The organism is Nannocystis pusilla, assembly GCF_020073745.1.
In the GTDB taxonomy this organism is placed as follows: Bacteria; Myxococcota_A; Polyangia; order Nannocystales; family Nannocystaceae; genus Nannocystis; species Nannocystis radixulma.
The window spans coordinates 674,012-690,592 of the sequence record NZ_JAIRAU010000027.1; the positions used below are offsets into that span (position 1 = coordinate 674,012).

Sequence of the window (16,581 nt, forward strand, 5' to 3'; positions counted from 1 at the left end):
CGCATGCTCGTCCTCTTCATCCTCGCCTCGCTCGCGTACGGCGCCGCGATCTTCGCGTACGCGCTCGATCCGCCCGCGGGCGAGGCGCACGCGAACGCCATGCACCGCGAGACCCGCGCGGCGATCCTGCTGGCGATCGCGGCGGCGCTGCACGTGGCGTGCATCGGCGCACAGTGCGTGGCCGGCGAACATCCGTTCGGCTCGGTGTTCCTGGCGACCAGCTTCGGCGCGCTCATCGCCGTGGTCGGCGCGCTGGTGGTCGGGCGGATCCGGCGAGCGGGCACGCTCGGCGCGATCGTGGCGCCCGTGGGCCTGCTCGGCCTGTCGATCGGGGTGATGTTCGGCGCGACCGGTGTCCACGACCCGTTGCCGGCGCCGACGGGCGCGCTGGCGAAGGCGCACATCGGCCTGGCGACCGCGGGCCTCGGCGGCTTCACGATCGCGGCGGGCATCGCCGCGCTCTACCTGACCATGGACCGCCGACTGCGCCTGAAACGCTGGAAACCGCAGCCGGGCGGGCTGTCTCTGACCGGACTCGAGCGCCTGCATTACCATGCGGTGATGCTGGTGGCGCCGGTGCTGACGCTGACGATCGTCACCGGGGTGCTGTGGACGGTGAAGTCCGGCGGGGTGGCGGCGATCGGCGGGCGCTGGATCGAGGTGCTGATGGCGGCGGCGGCGTGGCTGTGCAGCGCGGCGATCCTGGTGATGCGCGCGACGCTGGGGGTGCGCGGGCGCAAATCGGCGCTGCTGACCCTGGCCGCGTTCGCGTGCACGCTGCTCGTACTCGTATGGTACGGGGTGCGGGCATGACGGAGCTCGTCGCGGTCGGCCTCAACCACAAGACGGCGCCGGTCGAGCTCCGCGAACGCCTGGCCTTCGGGACAGGTGACGTCGCGGCCGCGCTGTCGGCCCTGCGCGAGCGCGCGGGCCTCGGCGAGGTGATGATCGTGTCGACCTGCAACCGCGTCGAGGTCTACGCGGTGGCGCCCCACTGGGCCCGCGCCGGCGAGCGCGTGCTGCAGGCGCTCGCCGACACGCGCGCGGTGCCGCTGGCGGAGCTGGTGGCGCACACGTTCGTCCGCGGCGAGCGAGCGGCGGCCAGTCACATCTGTCGCGTGGCGGCGAGCCTCGAGAGCATGGTCGTCGGCGAGCCGCAGATCCTCGGCCAGGTGAAGGACGCGTTCGAGCTGGCCCAGCGCGAGGGCACCGTCGGCGGGGTGCTCGACCGCTGCCTCGGCACGGCCTTCCGCGCGGCCAAGCGGGTCCGCAGCGAGACCGAGGTGGCCCGCGGCGCGGCCAGCGTGCCCTCGGTCGCGGTCGACCTGGCGCGATCGATCTTCGGCGAACTCACCGGCAGCGGCGCGCTGCTGGTCGGCGCCGGCGAGATGGCGTCGCAGGCGGGCATCCACCTCAAGGCGGCGGGCGTGGCCGAGATGACGGTGGTCAACCGCAGCGAGGCCCGCGGGCGCGCGCTGGCCGAGGAGCTGACCGCCCGCTACGCGCCGTGGGACAGCCTCGACGCGGAGCTCCGCCGCGCCGACATCGTCGTGACCAGCACCGGGGCGCAGCGGCCGGTGATCGACCGCGCGCTGCTGCGGCCGGTGATGAAGGTGCGCCGCGGCAAGCCGATCTTCTTCGTCGACATCGCGGTGCCCCGCGACGTCGAGCCGGAGGTGGCGCGCCTCGAGCAGGTGTTCCTCTACAACATCGACGACCTGCAGGGGATCGTGCACGACAACATGCGCGCCCGCGCGGCCGAGGCGGAGCGCGCGGGCTCGCTGGTGGAGGAAGAGGTCGGCGAGTTCGTGGCCTGGCAGCGGGCGCGCTCGATCGGCCCGATCGTGCAGGCGCTGCAGCACCACGCCCGCGGCATCGCCGAGGCGGAGCTGGCCCGCGTGCGCGGGAAGCTGCAAGGGCTGGCGCCGGAGCAGCAGAAGGCGGTCGAGGCGCTCGCCAACGGGATCGTGCAGAAGCTGCTGCACCGGCCGATGGCGGCGCTGCGCCAGGCGGCCGTCGGCGAGGGCGCCGAGGCCGACCTGGCCGGCGCGGTGCAGCAGCTGTTCGGGCTCGAGGTGCCGTCGGCGACGGCCGTCGCCGAGGCGTCGGCGGCGTCGATGGTGAAGCGCGAGCTCGTGCGCGAGTGAGCGGCGGCGCGCGGAGCGGCGGGTCACGCCGTTGCTCGCGCGGCCGGCGACCTCATGGGCAGGATGTCCCCGACGGCATGCTCGATCGGGCATGTTGCGAAGGACATGCTCCCGGGAGCATGTTCCTCAGGTCCTGTGCGCGAGGGCGGCGAGGACGGCGTCGGCGCCGAGGCGGAGCAGGAGCTCGGCGACGGCGGTGCCGAGCTCGGCGGCCTCGGCGGGCGGGCCGACGCGGGCGGCGGTGAAGCAGGGGCGACCGCCGGGGTCCGTGACGACGCCGCGGACGTGCAGGAGCTCGTCGCGCAGCTCGGCGTGACAGCCCATGGGGACCTGGCACCCGCCGTCGAGGCGGGCGAGGAAGGCCCGCTCGGCGGCGGCCACGGTCGCGGCCCGCTCGTCGCCGAGCGGGGCCACGAGCGCGCGCACGCGGTCGTCGTCGGCGCGGCTCTCGAGCGCGAGGATCCCCTGACAGGCGGCGGGGCAGAACTGCTCCGGATCGAGCCGCGCGTCGATCCGGTCGGCCAGCCCGAGGCGCACGAGGCCGGCGGTGGCCAGCAAGATCGCGTCGTAGTCGCCGGCGTCGAGCTTGCGCAGGCGCGTGGGCACGTTGCCGCGCAGCGGGCGGATCTGCAGGCCGGGGTTGAGGCGCAGGGCCAGCGCGCCGCGGCGCAGGCTGGTGGTGCCGAGCGTGGCTCCGGCCGGCAAGGACTGCAGGGACAGGTCGCTCGGGGCATGTCCCTCGGGACAGAGAGCGGTGCGCAGCGCGGGCCCGAGGACCAGGGCGTCGCGGGCGTCCTCGCGCGGCGGGGTGCAGACGATGGCGAGCCCCGGGTGCAGGTGCCCCGGCAGGTCCTTCATGCTGTGGACGGCGAGGTCGACGTCGCCGCCGGCGAGCCGCTCCTCGATCGCGTTGACGAACAGGCCCTTGCCGCCGATCTGGTTGAGCGGACGGTCCTGGATCCGGTCGCCCTCGGTGGTGATGTGCACGAGCTCGACGACGAGGGCGTCGCCCCACACGGCGCGGAGCCGGTCGCGGATGTGGTGCGCCTGCCACAGCGCGAGCTCGGAGGCGCGGGTGCCGATCCGCAGCGGACGTTCGAGGTCGGGGCCGGTCGAGGTGGTCATGCGCGCCGCGAATGATAGCCCCGGCGCTCGTTGGGGCGCCACTGCGAACGCGCTGTGTGCGTTGCACGGGCGGGCGGGCCGCCGCGGCGCTGACCGACGCGGGGCCGGCCCGGCCTGCCGGGGCGAGCGGGCTGATCGGGCCGTGGTGCCGGGCGCAATCGCGGCGACGGGGCCGGCGCGACGAGGAGATATGCGACCCGAGGCTCACCGAGGTGAGTGACGAGCGGGACATGTCGTGAAGGGCATGTCGTGAAGAGCATGTGCATGGACACATGCTCTGGAGAACATGTCCTTCAGGGCTTGGCGGCCGGAGGGTCGTCGGGGGCGCCGCCGAGGCGGAGGACGATCTCGCCGCGCAGCTGGTCGGTGTCGACCCAGCCGATCGCCCGCGAGTCGCAGCAGGCGCCCTCGTCGCGGTTGTCGGCGACGAGCAGGTAGCCGTCGGCGGGCATCTCGTAGGGGCCGCCGTCGGCGGGGACGCCCATGCCGGGCCAGGCGTCGGGACCGGCGGTGCTGGCCAGGACCTGGTAGCGGCGGTCGTCGATGATCTCGAAGGAGGTGGGGCGCGCGCCGGCCTCGCCGGGGCCGTCGCCGGGCTTGTGCGCGAGCGGCTCGCCGTTGATGGCGAGGCCGAGCGCGCCGCGCGGATCGCCGAAGGTGACGGTGTCGCCGGGGAGGGCGAGGATCCGCGCGACCCGCAAGCTGCGCGGCGGGGGACGACCGGCGACGCCGCTGCGCCGCTGGACCTTCTCCCACTCGTCGTCGAGGCCGAGCTCCTTGGCGTCGACGACGGCGGTGTTGCGCAGGCGATCGCGGGTGCCGGAGACCCGCGGGCGCGCGTCGGGCTCGGGCCGAGCGCCGGGGAGCTCCTGCACGGGCTCGGGCGCCGGCGGCGGCGGGGGCGGCGTGGGGTCGTAGACGACGAGGTCGCCGCGGTCGAGGCCCCAGGTGCCGCGCACGAACAGGACGTGGTCGCCGCTGCGGAGGTTGGGCGCCATGCCGTCGCCGTGGATCTCGACGACCGTGGCGAAGCTGCAACGCAGGACCAGCAGCGCGGCGCCGCCGACGAGGACGCACCAGGCGAGCCGCGTCGGCCAGGTGCGGTCCGGCGGCGAGGCGTAGTCGTCAGGCTCTGGTTGGCGGCGGAAGAACATGCCAGGCGCGGAGCTGTTCGCTCAGCGCGGCGACATCTTGCTCGACCCGTCCCGGCGGACCAAAGAAGACGCCGATCCCGGCGAGGGCTCGCGCCCCCGCGGCGAGACAGTCGCGGGCGGTCTCGGGGCCGACGCCGCCGAGGGCGACGATGCAGGCGGCGGGGTCCGCGGTCCAGGCGCGCAGGCCGGCGAGACCGAGCGGGCGCTTGCTACCGAGCGGGGCGCCGGGCTGGGCGGTGGTCGGGGGGAAGACCGGGGCGACGAGGGTGTAGTCGACGAGGTGGTGACCGGGCCGCGGTTCGCCGTGGACGGCCCGTCCGAGCAGGCCGGGGAGGCGCGGGCGCAGGGCGGCGAGGCTGGCGAGCGAGGGGTCGCCGCGGAGATGGAGGCCGTCGATGCCGGTGAGCTCGACGGCACGCGCGACGTGGGCGAGGTCGACGGCGAGGAGCAGCGGGATCGCGCGGTCGCGGCAGCGGCGGACGAGCGGGGCGAGGCGACCGGCCGGGTCGAGGAGGACGTCGGGCGCCGCTCCCGGCTCGCGCAGGAGCACGGCGAGCGCGCAATCACCCGCACCGGCGCGCCAGCGCGTGACCAGGTCGGGATCGACGGGGCCGGTCGGCGGGGTGATGGCGAGGAGGCGGAAGGGCGGAGTCACCGCTCACTCGATCATGCCGGCGGTCGGGCTCGAGGCGCTGCCGATGATGCGCGTCGGCATGCGACCGGCGCGGTAGGCCTTGCGCCCGGCGATGATGCCGTCGCGCATGGCCTCGGCCATGAGGACGGGGACCTGGGCCTGGGCGACGGCGGTGTTCATGAGCACGGCGGTGCAGCCGAGCTCCATGGCGATGGCGGCGTCGCTGGCGGTGCCGACGCCGGCGTCGACGACGACGGGGATCTTGGCCTGCTCGACGATGAGGCGGATGTTGTGCGGGTTGCGGATCCCGAGGCCGCTGCCGATCGGCGCCGCGAGCGGCATGACGGCGGCGCAGCCCATGGCCTCGAGCTTGCGGCACACGATCGGGTCGTCGGTGCAGTACGGGAGGACGACGAAGCCCTCGTCGAGGAGGATCTTGGCGGCCTTGAGCGTCTCCTCGTTGTCGGGCAGGAGCGTGCGCGGGTCGCCGATGACCTCGAGCTTGACGAGGTCGGCGATGCCGAGCTCGCGGGCCAGCCTCAGGGTGCGGACGGCGTCGTCGGCGGTGTAGCAGCCGGCGGTGTTCGGCAGCAGCGTGTAACGGCCGCGGTCGATCCACGACAGCAGGTTGTCCTTGGCCTTGAGGTCGACCCGGCGCAGGGCCACGGTGACGATCTCGGCGCCGCTGGCGGCCAGGCAGGCGCGCGTCTCCTCGGCGTCCTTGTACTTGCCGGTGCCGATGATGAGCCGCGAGGTCAGGGTCCGACCGGCGAGGGTCCAGGTGTCTTGTGTGTTGCTCAATTCAGCCTCCGCCGACGAAGGTCACGACCTCGAGCCGATCACCGTCGACCAGCTCGGTCCGCTCGTAAGTGGCCCGCGGCACGATCTCTCGGTTGCGTTCGACGGCTACCTGCCGCGGGTCCAGGCCCAGCGAGGCGACCAGCGCCGCGACCGTGGTCCCGGGCGCGAACGGGTGAGGCTCACCGTTGAGCACGAGCGTCGGCACGGGCGGAAAGGTACACCGAACAGGGGGTAGGACGAGCTCGCGCCATGTGCGCCGGCACGACATGGATCACAGCGTTGCCCAATTCACTCACCTGTGGCGATCGTGCAACAGGTCTCCAGGGGCGCGATGATCGCCGTATTTTTGGAAGACGGCTGGAAAATCAACGAGTTAGGCGTTTGACGCGCCGTGCCGGCGTTTGGCCCGCTTTGTGCTCACCCCCACAAGCATGCACGTTGAGTCGGAATCCCGCCGCCCTAGCATCCCCCTGGAGCGCATGGAAGCCCAGGATATCTTGTCCTGCGTCGAGCCCTTCACCGCTGCCCGCCCCGCGGAACTGGAGGTGCTGGGCCGCACGGCTGTGCGAGTCCGGAAGACGCCCGCCAGCATCCTCTGCCACGACGGGCAGCCCGCTGATGGCCTCTATATCGTGCTCCGCGGGCGCATCAACCTCGTCCGCGCCGTCGACGGCAACCGCGACCTGATCCTGTCGAGTCTCGGGCCCGGTGAAGTGTTCGGCGAGAACTGCGCGATGCCCGGGATGGTGATGTCGACCACCGCCGTGGCCGCGGTCCAGAGCGAGATGCTCCGGATCCCCGGCGAGGCGCTGAGCGAGCACCTGCGCCGCGAGCCCGAGACCGTGGTCCGCTTGATGCGGCTGCAGTACGAGAAGCTCCGCGAGGTCGAGGCCGTGGCCAGCGGCCTGGCGCTGTGTGACGTGGAGCAGCGGCTGCGCCGCACGCTGGCTCGCCTCGCGCGCCGCCAGGGCCGCCGCAACCCGGCGAGCGCCGGGTGGATCCTCGCGCCGGTGCCGACGCAGTCGGAGCTCGCGCGCATGGTCGGCTCCTGTCGCGAGACCGTGTCGCGCACGCTCAGCGCGATGGCCCGCAACGGCCTGGTCAGCGGCAGCGGCCGGCGCATGATCCTCAACGACAGCCTGGTCAACGAGACGACTTGAGCCGCGGAATGTCGGCGGGGCCGGTCGCGTTGGGGGACGCGCCCGATGCCAACTTCTCCGACACCACGTGCTACCTTCGGGCCCGTGCGTTATTCCGGGCCTGAACGTCGGATCGCCGACCGCAGGCAAGCTCCGATCATCGAAGTCCGGCCGACTTATGCGTATGTCGACACCGGGGCGATGATCCACAACCTGCGCACGATCCAGGCCCACGTCGGTCCGCGCTGCCGCGTGCTCGCCGTCGTCAAGGCCGACGGCTACGGCCACGGCGCGATCGATGCGGCCCGCACGTTCGTCGACGCCGGCGCGTGGGGCTGCGCGGTCAGCCTGGTCGAGGAGGGCGTGGAGCTGCGCCAGGCGGAGCTCCGGGCGCCGGTGCTGGTGCTCGGCGGGGTCCATCCGGGCTCCGAGGACGTGATCGTGCACCGCTCGCTGACGCCGGTGGTGTGGGCGCGCGAGCACCTGCAGCTGCTCACGGCGGCGGTGCGTCGCAGCGGCGCGCCGCCGCTGCCGATCCACTTGAAGATCGACACCGGGATGTCGCGCCTCGGCGCGCTGCCGGGCCAGCTGCCGGAGTTCCTCGACTGGCTCGAGGGCGACGACGGGCAGCACGTGCGGCTCGAAGGGGTGATGACCCACTTCGCGTGCGCCGACGAGGGCGACGACGACACGAGCCCGCGCCAGCTCGAGTCGTTCCGCGACAGCCTGGCCGCGCTGGCCAGCCGCGGGTTCCACCCGCCGATCCGCCACGTGTGCAACAGCGCGGGGCTGGTCCGCCTGCCGCACGCGCACTTCGACATGGTGCGCCCGGGGGTGGCGATGTACGGGGCGGCGTCGAGCCGCGAGGTCGAGCTGCCGGGCCTGCGCATGGCGATGAGCGTGCACTCGCGGATCCTCGGGATCCGCGAGCTGCCGGCGGGCGCGCGCGTGTCGTACGGGCACCGCATGGAGCTGTCGCGGCCGTCGCGGCTCGGCATCGTGCCGGTCGGCTACGCCGACGGCTACCCGCGGCGAATGAGCGGGCAGGCGCAGGTGTTGGTCCGCGGCCATCGCTGCCGGGTGGTCGGCAACATCACGATGGACGTGTCGATGATCGACGTGACCGACCTGCCCGACGCCCGCGAGGGCGAGCGGGTGACGCTGCTCGGGGCCCAGGGCCGCGACCGCGTCAGCATCTACGAGCTGGCGGCCTGGGCCGACGTGATCCCGTACGAGATCTGCTGCGGGATCTCGAAGCGGGTGCCGCGGCGCGGGTGACGAAGAGGACATGTCGCCGGGGACATGTCGGAAGGGACAATGACGAAGGGACATGCCCTTGCGGGCATGTCCCTTCACGCGAGCCGCGGCGCGCTCAGCTCCTGCCGGCGGGCGGCGGGGCGGAGGTGGTGGGCGGCTGGCTGCTGGCGGGCGGCTCGCCGTCGGCGGGCGGGGCGGGCTCCGCGGCCTCGCTGGCGCACTCCTCGGCGCCAACGTAGTCGGGGTGGCAGGGGTCGCTGATGTCCTGCACCTTGGCGGCCGGCGCGGCTCCGGTCTGGCTGACGGGCTTGGACCAGTTCACCTCGGTCTTGGCGAAGGTGTTGGTCTTGCCGGCGTCGAAGATCTGCTCCTCGTTGGTGTAGCTGTAGAGGTAGCGCTGCTCGGTGGCGAACAGGGCGGTGATCGTCGACTGCTTCTTGACCTCGTGGCTGCCGCTCGAGGTGGTCGTGATCTCGGTCTCGTCCGTGTCGGTGATGAGCCGGGCGACGGTGATCGGCGGCTCGCCGGTCTTGTAGAAGCCGTCGACCTTGCTGGTGACGGTGCCCTCGGTGTAGCGGCCGAGCTTGCCCTTGCGGCCGCGCTTCTTGTCGTCCTTCCAGGTGTCGCCGGCCTTGAGCGGGTGCGCGGGGACGGTGAGGAAGGCGGTCTCGAGGGCGTCCAGCGCCTGCTGGAGGACGACGCGCAGCTCGGCCGAGAGGTCCTCGGGGAGCTCGGGCATGTGGAGGATCTTGCCGGTGTCGTCGACGTTGAAGTCGACCTCGAGGCCCTGGAGCTGCTGGCTGGCGGTGCGGTTGAACTCGGCGACGCTGACCGGGAAGCTCGGCGGGAGGCTCCACTTGACCGAGACGGCGCTGAAGCGCGCGGTCACGGCGGTGCCTCCGTGCGTCTCGTCGGGCCCGCGGACGGTCAGCGTGAGGTCGAAGCTGAAGCTCTGCGACGAGCTGGTGGCGCTGCTGGCGGCGCGGATCGTGGCGCTGCGGCGCACGCTGCCCTGATAGACCTGACCGGGGGCGAGGTCGTAGCGCAGGCTGATGCCCTCGGCGGGCGCTTCCACCCTGGTGAGGCCCGGGCCGGTCTTGCATCCGGGCAGCGACGGGGCGGCGCAGAGGAGAACAGCGAGGAGCCAGCGACGGGCAGAGGCCATGGCCGGGAACATACGCGGCCGCGCGTCGCACGGTCAACCGGCGCCGATCCGCCGCAGCTTCAGCCGCCCGCGGCCGCTGCAGGGACGAGGTCCGCGGGCTGGGCGGCGGCGGCCTCGGCTCGCCGCTCGTCGGCCTCCTCCTGCTTGCGCTTCTCTTCCTCCGGGTCGGGCGGGCCGATCGGCCGCTCCTGAAAGAAGGCCTGGTCGGGCGGGAGGCTCGAGTCGCGGACGTGGACGACGACGCTGCGCTCGAGATCGGCCGGCAGGAAGCCGGTCCACCCGGCGGGCAGCGCCGGGGCGACCCACTCGAACAGCCAGCGCGCGTCCCGGGGCGCCAAATTGACGCAGCCGTGGCTGCGCCGCTTGCCGAACTGGTCGTGCCAGTAGGCGCCGTGGAGGGCGTTGTGACCCTGGAAGAGCATGACCCAAGGGACATGTTCGACCATGTACGGGTTGTCCTCGTAGTCCTGGTTGGCCATGGTCATGCTGGCGACCTTGGCCCAGATCGGGTAGTTGCCCTTCGGCGTCGGCGAGCCCTTGCCCGAGCTGACGAGGGTGGCGTAGACCGGAGTGGCGCCGCGGTAGGCGACGAGGACCTGCTCGCCGAGGTCGACGTCGATCCACTGGTCGTCGCCGCTGGCGAGCCGGTTGTCGCGCAGGGCGCCCTCCGGGATGGCGGTGAAGACGACCTCGTTGAGGTGCTTGGCCTGGACATAGCGGCCCTCGCCGATCTTCCACCAGCGGTCGGGGTCGGCCTCACCTGTCTCTTCGAGCAGGGGGACGCGCTCGCGCAGGGCGAGCAGGCCGACCTGCGCGGCCTTGGGGTCGGCGTCGGCGAGCACGGGGACCTTGTCGCGCGAGGCCCAGGCGAAGGCGGGGCCGATCGCGGCGGCGCTGTCGACGAGGACGCCCTGCCAGGCCGAGCCCTGACCGAGCCAGCCGATGGCCGACTTGCTGACGAGCTGGCCGTCGACGGTCTCGACGTAGGCGGCGCCGTCGACCTCGAGGGTGCGCGCGACGGCGAGGTTCATGCCCTGGCTCAGGCTTCGCGCGGCCACGCCGGCGCGCACGGCGTCGACGCCCCGATACATCTGCGCGCCGTCCTCGCGGACCTTGGTGTAGTCGTAGGGGAGGCGTCGATCGCCGCGCATGCGCTCGGCGAGGGCGTGGCCGGTGGCGGGCGGCTCGCGTCCGGGCCGCACGTGCTCGGAGCAGACGTAGCCGAACGGGTAGACGGCGTACCACGGCTTGCCCTTGCAGCCGTTGTTGTCGCGGCTGGCGACCTGGCCGCGCACGAGCAAACGTGTCCCTTTGGCCATGGTGGCGATCCGCTTGCTCGGCGACCACGGACGGGTGCGGATGCCGGTCTCCATCCAGTGGGTCTCGACGATCGCTACGGGCGCTTCGTCGACCTTGATGCCCTCGCGCGCCTCGTCGACAGGCTCGAGACGGCCGAGCGCGGCGAAGGTGCGGAGGACGGTCCAGGCGACGAGGAGCTGCACGGCGAGACGCTACCACGGCCGCGCGAGGCGGCCGCAAAGTCGTCCACGCGCGAGGGGGTCCCGGTATTTCAGCGCGGCCGCGAGCGGCTCACGAGCCGGAGCTGGCGGCAAGGACAGGCAGCGGGAACTTGTTGCGCCGCTCGGCCGCCTTGCCGCGCCGCCGCGCCCAGGCTTCCTCGTCGCCGAACTTGAGCGGACGGGCGAGGACGGGGGTGTCCTCGAACGCACGGATCCAGTCGGCGTAGCGCGCGCCGGCCCGCACGGCCTTGATCGCGGCGTGGCCGGCGTCAGGTCCGCGCTGGGCCAGGAAGTACTCGATGTGGGCCCAGCGCGGCGATTGCGGCCGGATCTCGACCTTGCCGCCGAGGCCGCTGCGGATCCGTCGCAGGCGCTCCTCGGCTGCCTTGACGCCGAGGAACGCCTGGCCGTCGAGCGGGGTGTTGCGCTTGGCGACGAAGGTCGAGAAGGTCAGCGCGAGGCGACCGATACCGGCCAGCTCGCGGGCGAAACGGACGAGCTCGTCGACGTCGGCGTCGGTCTCGCCGGGGGCGCCGATCATCTCGTAGACCTTGAGGCGGTGGAAGCCGTGCTCGTGTACGAGCTTGGCGGCGCGCAGCAGGTGCTCTTCCTTGATCTTGCGATCGAGCAGCAGGCGCATGCGCTCGCTGATGCCGTCGGAGGCGACGGTGATGGTGCGGTGCCCGCTGCGCTGCATGTCGCGCAGGAAGGTGGGGGTGAGGCGGTCGGCGCGGAGGCTGGAGATGCTGACCGATCGGCCAGATTCGACGAGGCTGGCGACCAGCGGCTCGAGGTCGGGGTGATCGGTGACGGCCGCGCCGACCAGACCGACCTTGCGCGCCTGCTCGGGGACGAGGTCGAGGACGCGATCGATCTCGACCAGACGCATGCCGCCGCCAGGCTGGATCCGCATGACGCAGAAGGCACACTGGCGCGAGCAGCCGCGCTCGGGCTCGACCAGGAACATGTCGGCGAGCTCGGTGTCGGGCGTCAGGATCGCGGAGTAGGCCGGGACGCGGCCCTTGCTGGCGCGCGCCGGCTCCGGCAATTCGTGGAACAGGCCGGGCGCGAGCTCGCCGGTGATGGTGTGCGGCAGCTCGGCCGCGGCGGCGATCGCCGGCTCGCGCTTGCGGTGGGCGAGCAGCCGCTCGATGGCCTCGGGCAGCACGTCCTCGGCCTCGCCGGCGATCAAGAGATCGGCGAAGGGCAGCAGGCTGCTGGGGTTGGAGAAGGTGAGGGGGCCGCCGAAGACGAGGATCGGATCGTGCTCGCGCCGCTCGGCGGCCAGCACCGGGATACCTGACCCTTCGAGCAGGCGGACGAGGCCGGCGAGCTCGAGCTCGTAGGCGACCGAGATGGCGACGACCCGATAGGACGACAGCGGGCGCTCGCCCTCGTAGGTGAGGATCGGGCGCCGCGGCTGCGGCCAGGGCAGCGCCATCGGCTCCCACGCGTCCGGCAAGAAGGCCCGGTGGGCGCCGATCTGCAGCTCGTGCAGGAGGCGATAGAGCGTCTGATAGCCGAGGCTCGACATGCCCGCGCGATAGGGGCTTGGATAGGCGAAGGCGACCTCGGAAGGTCGCCCCACGCCCAGAGTCCCGATCTCACGGTTTAGACGAGCCCGTAGAAGGGCTCGCTCGTCGCTCACGGCCATGCGTGAAGTCTAGCGCGCCGATCGACTAGAAGCGGAGCGCGAAGGAGCCGGCAGCGCCGCCGCCGGGCAGGGGCGCCGCGCCGAGGCCGGTGACCTCGAGCCGCTTCTTGCCGGCGTAGAAGCCCTTGCCCTTCTTCTTGTTGGTGCGATCGATGGCGATCATGGCGATGCCACCGACGAGCAGCGCGCCGCCCGCCGCGATCAGGATCGGCGTGACGAGGTTGAGGGTCTTTAGCGAGTTGAAGTCGTCGTCGACGTCGCTGGTGTACTGACCCTGTGGGAAGGTGCTGATCATCGAGCCGGGCGCCGCGGCCTCCTCGATGCCGCTGGCCTTGTTCTTGGCGGCCGCGAGGGTGCCGATGCCGCCGCCGACGGCGCCGACGCCGAGCACGGCGAGGACCACGCCGCCGATGAACAGGCCGGAGACGCCGCGCTTCTTCGGGGTGTCGTCCTCTTCACCGCCGCCGCTGCTGCCGCCGTTCTTGCGCTTCTCCAGCAGCGGGTCCTCTTCGTCGGTCGCCGGGCGCGACGAGGAGTTGTTGTTGTTGTTGGTGGTGGTCGTCGTGGTCGTGGTCGGAGCCGGGCCGCCGGTGACGCACTCGGGGTTGTTCTCGGCCTTCTGCAGCAGCTCCTGCGCCTTCTTGCGCAGGTCGGCGTTGTTCTGCTCCTTGACCAGGAACAGCTCGAGGTACTGCTTGACGCGCGCGCAGTCCTTCAGCTCCCAGGCGTCCTGGCCGATGTTGAAGGCGAAGATGTGCTTGTCGGGCGCGAAGTTGTAGGCCTGCTCGAACTTGATGACCGAGTTGTAGAAATCTTCGCGGTCGTGGGCGGCCTTGGCCTCGCCGAACAGCTTCTTGGCCCAGTTGAGGCGCTCGTCCTGGGACAGCGTGCTCGGGTCGGGCGGTGCGTCGGACTGGGACCCCGGCGGAGGCGGCGGCGGACCAGCCCAGGCGACGGAGGTGGGCAGCGCGAGAGTGGTGCAGAGGAGGGCGGACAGCGAGACGCGCAGGATCGACATGGGCGGGTCGTTTCTCTCGTGTGGCTCAGCCGAAGGGGTCGGCGACTTCGCTCTTCTTCTTGGGCTCGGTCTTCTTGGCACCACCGCCACCACCGCCGCCGCTGCCGCCGGACTTCTTGATCGTCTTCTTCGGCGTCTTCTTCGGCTCGGTGTCAGGCGTGCCAGCGGCGTTCGGGTCGGGCGTCCCGGGCGTGACGCCGGGCTGGGTCGGCGCGTTGGGATCGACCGGTTGGACCACGCCAGGCTGCCCAGGCACGTTCGGCTGGCCGGGGAGCGGCTGACCGGGCATGTTCGGCTGGCCGGCCACGTTCGGCTGACCTGGCTGATTGGGCATGGCCGTCGGGGCAGGTTGAACCGGCGGCGTGGGCGCCGGGGTCTCGACCTTCGCGGGCGCCGGAGGTGGCGGCGGCGGCTCGGGCTTCTTCAAGATCATCGCCAGCGCGACCGCGATGCCGGCGACAGCGACACCGCCTCCGAGCGCGATCGCCAGGATCGGCTTCTGGGGGGGCGGCGGCTCGTGCACGGGCGCAGCGAAGGTCTCGGGCTGCGGCGGCGGCTCCGGCGCTGGGGGCGGTGGCGGAGGCTCGGGCTCCGGCACCATGGTCGGAGTCATTGCAAGCTCGTCGACGAGCTGGCCGAGCAGGTCGTCAAACGCATCGGCGTTGCCGGATGTGGTCTTCTTTGGTGCAGCCACGGTGCCTCTCCTTCAACGGAGCCGAGAGCGGTTGGTCGATGTTAGCCTCTCGGGCAGGAGCGATACAAGGGTTTGCAGAAGTGCGTCGGCGAAAGATGTTCACCGCGCGGCGCTTTCGCTGGTGAGTCCAAGGCCGGTCTGCGCGCTCGCCAGTGCGCGGACGAGGGATTCCACACGGTCGATCAGCGCGGCGAGGCGCGGACGGGTCGAACGGATCGGCGCGGCTCCGGCGGTCGACGCGAACGCGGCGAGCTCCGGCCACACGGCGGGCCGCGCCTCGTCCATGTAGAGCGCGCGATTCACCTCGAGCTGCAACGCGTGCTGGCCGGCCTCCGGTCTGCCGAAAGAGCGCACGAGTTCGCCGCCGCGATAGGGGTCGTTGAGACGCACGGAGAGCGCCTGCCGACCGTCCGCAGACGCGCGTAGCGCCGCGAGCGCGCGCTGCTGCAGGCCGGGGCTGCAGGCTCCGCCCTCGTAGGTGCCGAGGATCAGGTCGCCGGGGACGCTGCTCGGCATGCTGTGGGCGTCGAGCAGGATCGCGTGGCCGAAGCGGGCCCGCCGGCGCGCCAGCAGCACCGACAGAGCGCGGTGGTAGGGGAGGTAGTAGCGGCTGAGGCGCTGCGCGAACTCGGCGTACGACAGCGGGTGGTCGAGGATCGGGATGTTGCCGACGGCGCTGCCCCACACGACGCCGCGATTTCTGGCCTGGGGGCCGCACCAGCCGCGGCGGTCGGGACGCGGCGCGGGGTGGTCGGGGACCAACTCGGAACTGACGTCGTCGGGGGCGCGGTTGAGATCGACGAGCAGCCGGCTGTACTCGGCCCGCACGACGGCGGCACCGAGAGCGGCGGCGCGGCTGTAGAGCAGGTGCACCTCGTAATCGGCGTTGCGCGCGAACTCGACGGCGGGCCGCGCTCGCGGGGCGTCGGCCGGCCATGCGAGGCCGACGTGCGGCAGGCTGATGACGAGCGGCGTGATGCGTTCGGCGGGGGTGAAACGGAACGGCAGCGGCGTCCCGGACGGATGCCCGACGTCCTCGGCGCCGAGCTGCTCGAGCGCGGGTTCGATCACGGGTCGCTCCAGCGCCGGCCCGACCAGGCTTCGAAGCGCGCACAGGCGGCCGAGTCGGCGTCGGCGATCCGCTCGATGTGCGGCGCGCCGCGGGCGGCCGCGAAGGCGACCGGGATCGTCAGGACGCGCTCGCGGCGGCTGACCAGGAGCTCCGCGGGGAGGCCGGGCTGGAGGTGATCCCAGACGCGGGGAGCGCGGGCCGAGCGGAGGCGCAGCCAGGAGCCGTCGACGCGGCGAGCGGCCAGGAGCTCGTCGCCGGGAGCGAGGCCGGCGCGCTCGGCCGGCGAATCGGTGCGCACGAATTCGACCCATGGAGCGCCGCCTCGATCCTGGATCGTGAAGCCGAGCTCGATGAGGCCGGGGCCGACTGGCTTTTCGGACAGACGCAGGCCGAGCAACGCGAGCGGTCCGAAGTCGAGGTCGGTCGGCTCGTTCCAGAGTGCGCGGACGGCGCGGGGGACCTCGCCCAGGCCGCTGTGCTCACCGAGGATCCGGGCGAGGTCCTCCGAGGTAAAGCCTGGATAAGAATAGGTGTTCGCGGTCGACGGTCCGAGCGTGTCGAGGCTGCCCGGACCGCGGCGCCACAGCTCGGCGAGGACGCCGTCGAGGCCATTGCCGTCGGGGCGGAGCTCGCGGAGCCACAGGTCGAGGAGCAACGCGACGAGGCTGCCCTTGAGGTAGTAGCTGACCGAGGCGTTGGGGCTGTCGTCCTGCGGGCGGTAGAGCTTGACCCATGCGTCGAAGCTCGACTCCTCGAGCGACTGGACGCGGCGACCGGGGGTGTCGCGCAGGCGGGCGATCGAGTCGGCGAGGCGCTGGAGGTGCGCCTTGACGCTGATCTCGCCGCTGCGCAGGACGAGCAGGCCGTCGTAGTAGCTGGTGAAGCCCTCGGCGATCCACAGCTCGCGGGTGTAGTTCTCGCGGGTGTAGTCGAACGGTCCGAGCGCACGCGGGCGCAGGCGCTTGACGTTCCAGGCGTGGAACAGCTCGTGGCTGGCGAGCTCGAGGAGATCGTAGACGCCGGTCTCGCTGTCGTCGTCGCGTTCGCGGTTGCCGGCCTCGACGCGCCGCGCTGCCGGCGCCCACGACTCCGGCTCGACGCCGAGGACGCTGCCGGCGAGGTGCTCGAGGCCGCCGCGGGCCCCGACGGCGGCGTGCACGAGGAAGGTGTAGTGGTCGTAGGGGCGCGCGGGCCAGAACCG

Annotated in this window: 15 protein-coding genes and 1 pseudogene; 4 read left to right on the forward strand and 12 right to left on the reverse strand. The window is 72.5% G+C overall.

Annotated elements, in window-relative coordinates; all coding sequences use genetic code 11:
- The first annotated feature begins 3 nt into the window (after positions 1 to 3).
- Both ccsA and hemA read left to right on the forward strand, forming a co-directional pair.
- On the forward strand, positions 4 to 813 hold the full coding sequence (gene ccsA / locus K7C98_RS21515) for a cytochrome c biogenesis protein CcsA (RefSeq protein WP_224193589.1): 810 nt from the start codon (positions 4 to 6) through the stop codon (positions 811 to 813).
- Entirely contained in the window at positions 810 to 2,147 is a 1,338-nt protein-coding gene (hemA, locus tag K7C98_RS21520) for a glutamyl-tRNA reductase (RefSeq protein ID WP_224193590.1), read from the forward strand. The genes ccsA and hemA overlap by 4 nt, the downstream gene beginning before the upstream one ends.
- Positions 2,148 to 2,273: 126 nt before the next feature.
- Here the strand turns inward: hemA and hemC are convergent, their stop codons facing one another.
- The 5 genes from hemC to thiS all read right to left on the reverse strand — a co-directional run bounded on the left by hemC (position 2,274) and on the right by thiS (position 6,066).
- Complete coding sequence (gene hemC / locus K7C98_RS21525) at positions 2,274 to 3,272, reverse strand: hydroxymethylbilane synthase (RefSeq protein WP_263429635.1); 999 nt, start codon at positions 3,270 to 3,272, stop codon at positions 2,274 to 2,276.
- A gap of 293 nt (positions 3,273 to 3,565) precedes the next feature.
- Entirely contained in the window at positions 3,566 to 4,426 is an 861-nt protein-coding gene (locus K7C98_RS21530) for a S26 family signal peptidase (protein WP_224193591.1), read from the reverse strand.
- Positions 4,398 to 5,081 (reverse strand): thiamine phosphate synthase, encoded by a 684-nt coding sequence (locus K7C98_RS21535; RefSeq protein ID WP_224193592.1) that lies wholly within the window; start codon positions 5,079 to 5,081, stop codon positions 4,398 to 4,400. The genes K7C98_RS21530 and K7C98_RS21535 overlap by 29 nt, the downstream gene beginning before the upstream one ends.
- Positions 5,082 to 5,084: 3 nt before the next feature.
- Complete coding sequence (locus K7C98_RS21540; protein WP_224193593.1) at positions 5,085 to 5,861, reverse strand: thiazole synthase; 777 nt, start codon at positions 5,859 to 5,861, stop codon at positions 5,085 to 5,087.
- 1 nt (position 5,862) lies between these two features.
- On the reverse strand, positions 5,863 to 6,066 hold the full coding sequence (gene thiS / locus K7C98_RS21545; protein WP_267684119.1) for a sulfur carrier protein ThiS: 204 nt from the start codon (positions 6,064 to 6,066) through the stop codon (positions 5,863 to 5,865).
- 358 nt (positions 6,067 to 6,424) lie between these two features.
- Here thiS and K7C98_RS21550 point away from each other — a divergent pair, with 358 nt between their 5' ends.
- Both K7C98_RS21550 and alr read left to right on the forward strand, forming a co-directional pair.
- Positions 6,425 to 7,021, forward strand: coding sequence for a Crp/Fnr family transcriptional regulator (locus K7C98_RS21550; RefSeq protein ID WP_224193594.1), 597 nt, complete (start codon positions 6,425 to 6,427; stop codon positions 7,019 to 7,021).
- Between the two features lie 45 nt (positions 7,022 to 7,066).
- A complete protein-coding gene (gene alr / locus K7C98_RS21555; RefSeq protein WP_224193595.1) occupies positions 7,067 to 8,278 on the forward strand; it encodes an alanine racemase in 1,212 nt (403 codons plus the stop codon).
- Positions 8,279 to 8,372: 94 nt separating this feature from the next.
- Here alr and K7C98_RS21560 read toward each other — a convergent pair whose 3' ends face one another.
- The 7 genes and pseudogenes from K7C98_RS21560 to K7C98_RS21590 all read right to left on the reverse strand — a co-directional run.
- On the reverse strand, positions 8,373 to 9,422 hold the full coding sequence (locus K7C98_RS21560) for a hypothetical protein (RefSeq protein WP_224193596.1): 1,050 nt from the start codon (positions 9,420 to 9,422) through the stop codon (positions 8,373 to 8,375).
- 59 nt (positions 9,423 to 9,481) lie between these two features.
- Complete coding sequence (locus tag K7C98_RS21565; protein WP_224193597.1) at positions 9,482 to 10,924, reverse strand: L,D-transpeptidase; 1,443 nt, start codon at positions 10,922 to 10,924, stop codon at positions 9,482 to 9,484.
- A gap of 88 nt (positions 10,925 to 11,012) precedes the next feature.
- Positions 11,013 to 12,476: a B12-binding domain-containing radical SAM protein gene (locus K7C98_RS21570; RefSeq protein ID WP_224193598.1), complete on the reverse strand. Its 1,464-nt coding sequence runs from the start codon at positions 12,474 to 12,476 to the stop codon at positions 11,013 to 11,015.
- 145 nt (positions 12,477 to 12,621) lie between these two features.
- Positions 12,622 to 13,614 carry a hypothetical protein gene (locus K7C98_RS21575; RefSeq protein WP_224193599.1) on the reverse strand — a complete coding sequence of 331 codons (993 nt, stop codon included), beginning with the start codon at positions 13,612 to 13,614 and terminating at the stop codon, positions 12,622 to 12,624.
- Positions 13,615 to 13,639: 25 nt separating this feature from the next.
- On the reverse strand, positions 13,640 to 14,308 hold the full coding sequence (locus tag K7C98_RS21580; RefSeq protein ID WP_224193600.1) for a hypothetical protein: 669 nt from the start codon (positions 14,306 to 14,308) through the stop codon (positions 13,640 to 13,642).
- Positions 14,309 to 14,407: 99 nt separating this feature from the next.
- Positions 14,408 to 15,379, reverse strand: a complete 972-nt coding sequence (locus K7C98_RS21585) for an N-formylglutamate amidohydrolase (RefSeq protein WP_224193601.1) — start codon at positions 15,377 to 15,379, stop codon at positions 14,408 to 14,410.
- Positions 15,376 to 16,581: pseudogene (locus K7C98_RS21590) on the reverse strand (hypothetical protein); the annotation flags it as partial. The pseudogene K7C98_RS21590 and the gene K7C98_RS21585, both read right to left, overlap by 4 nt.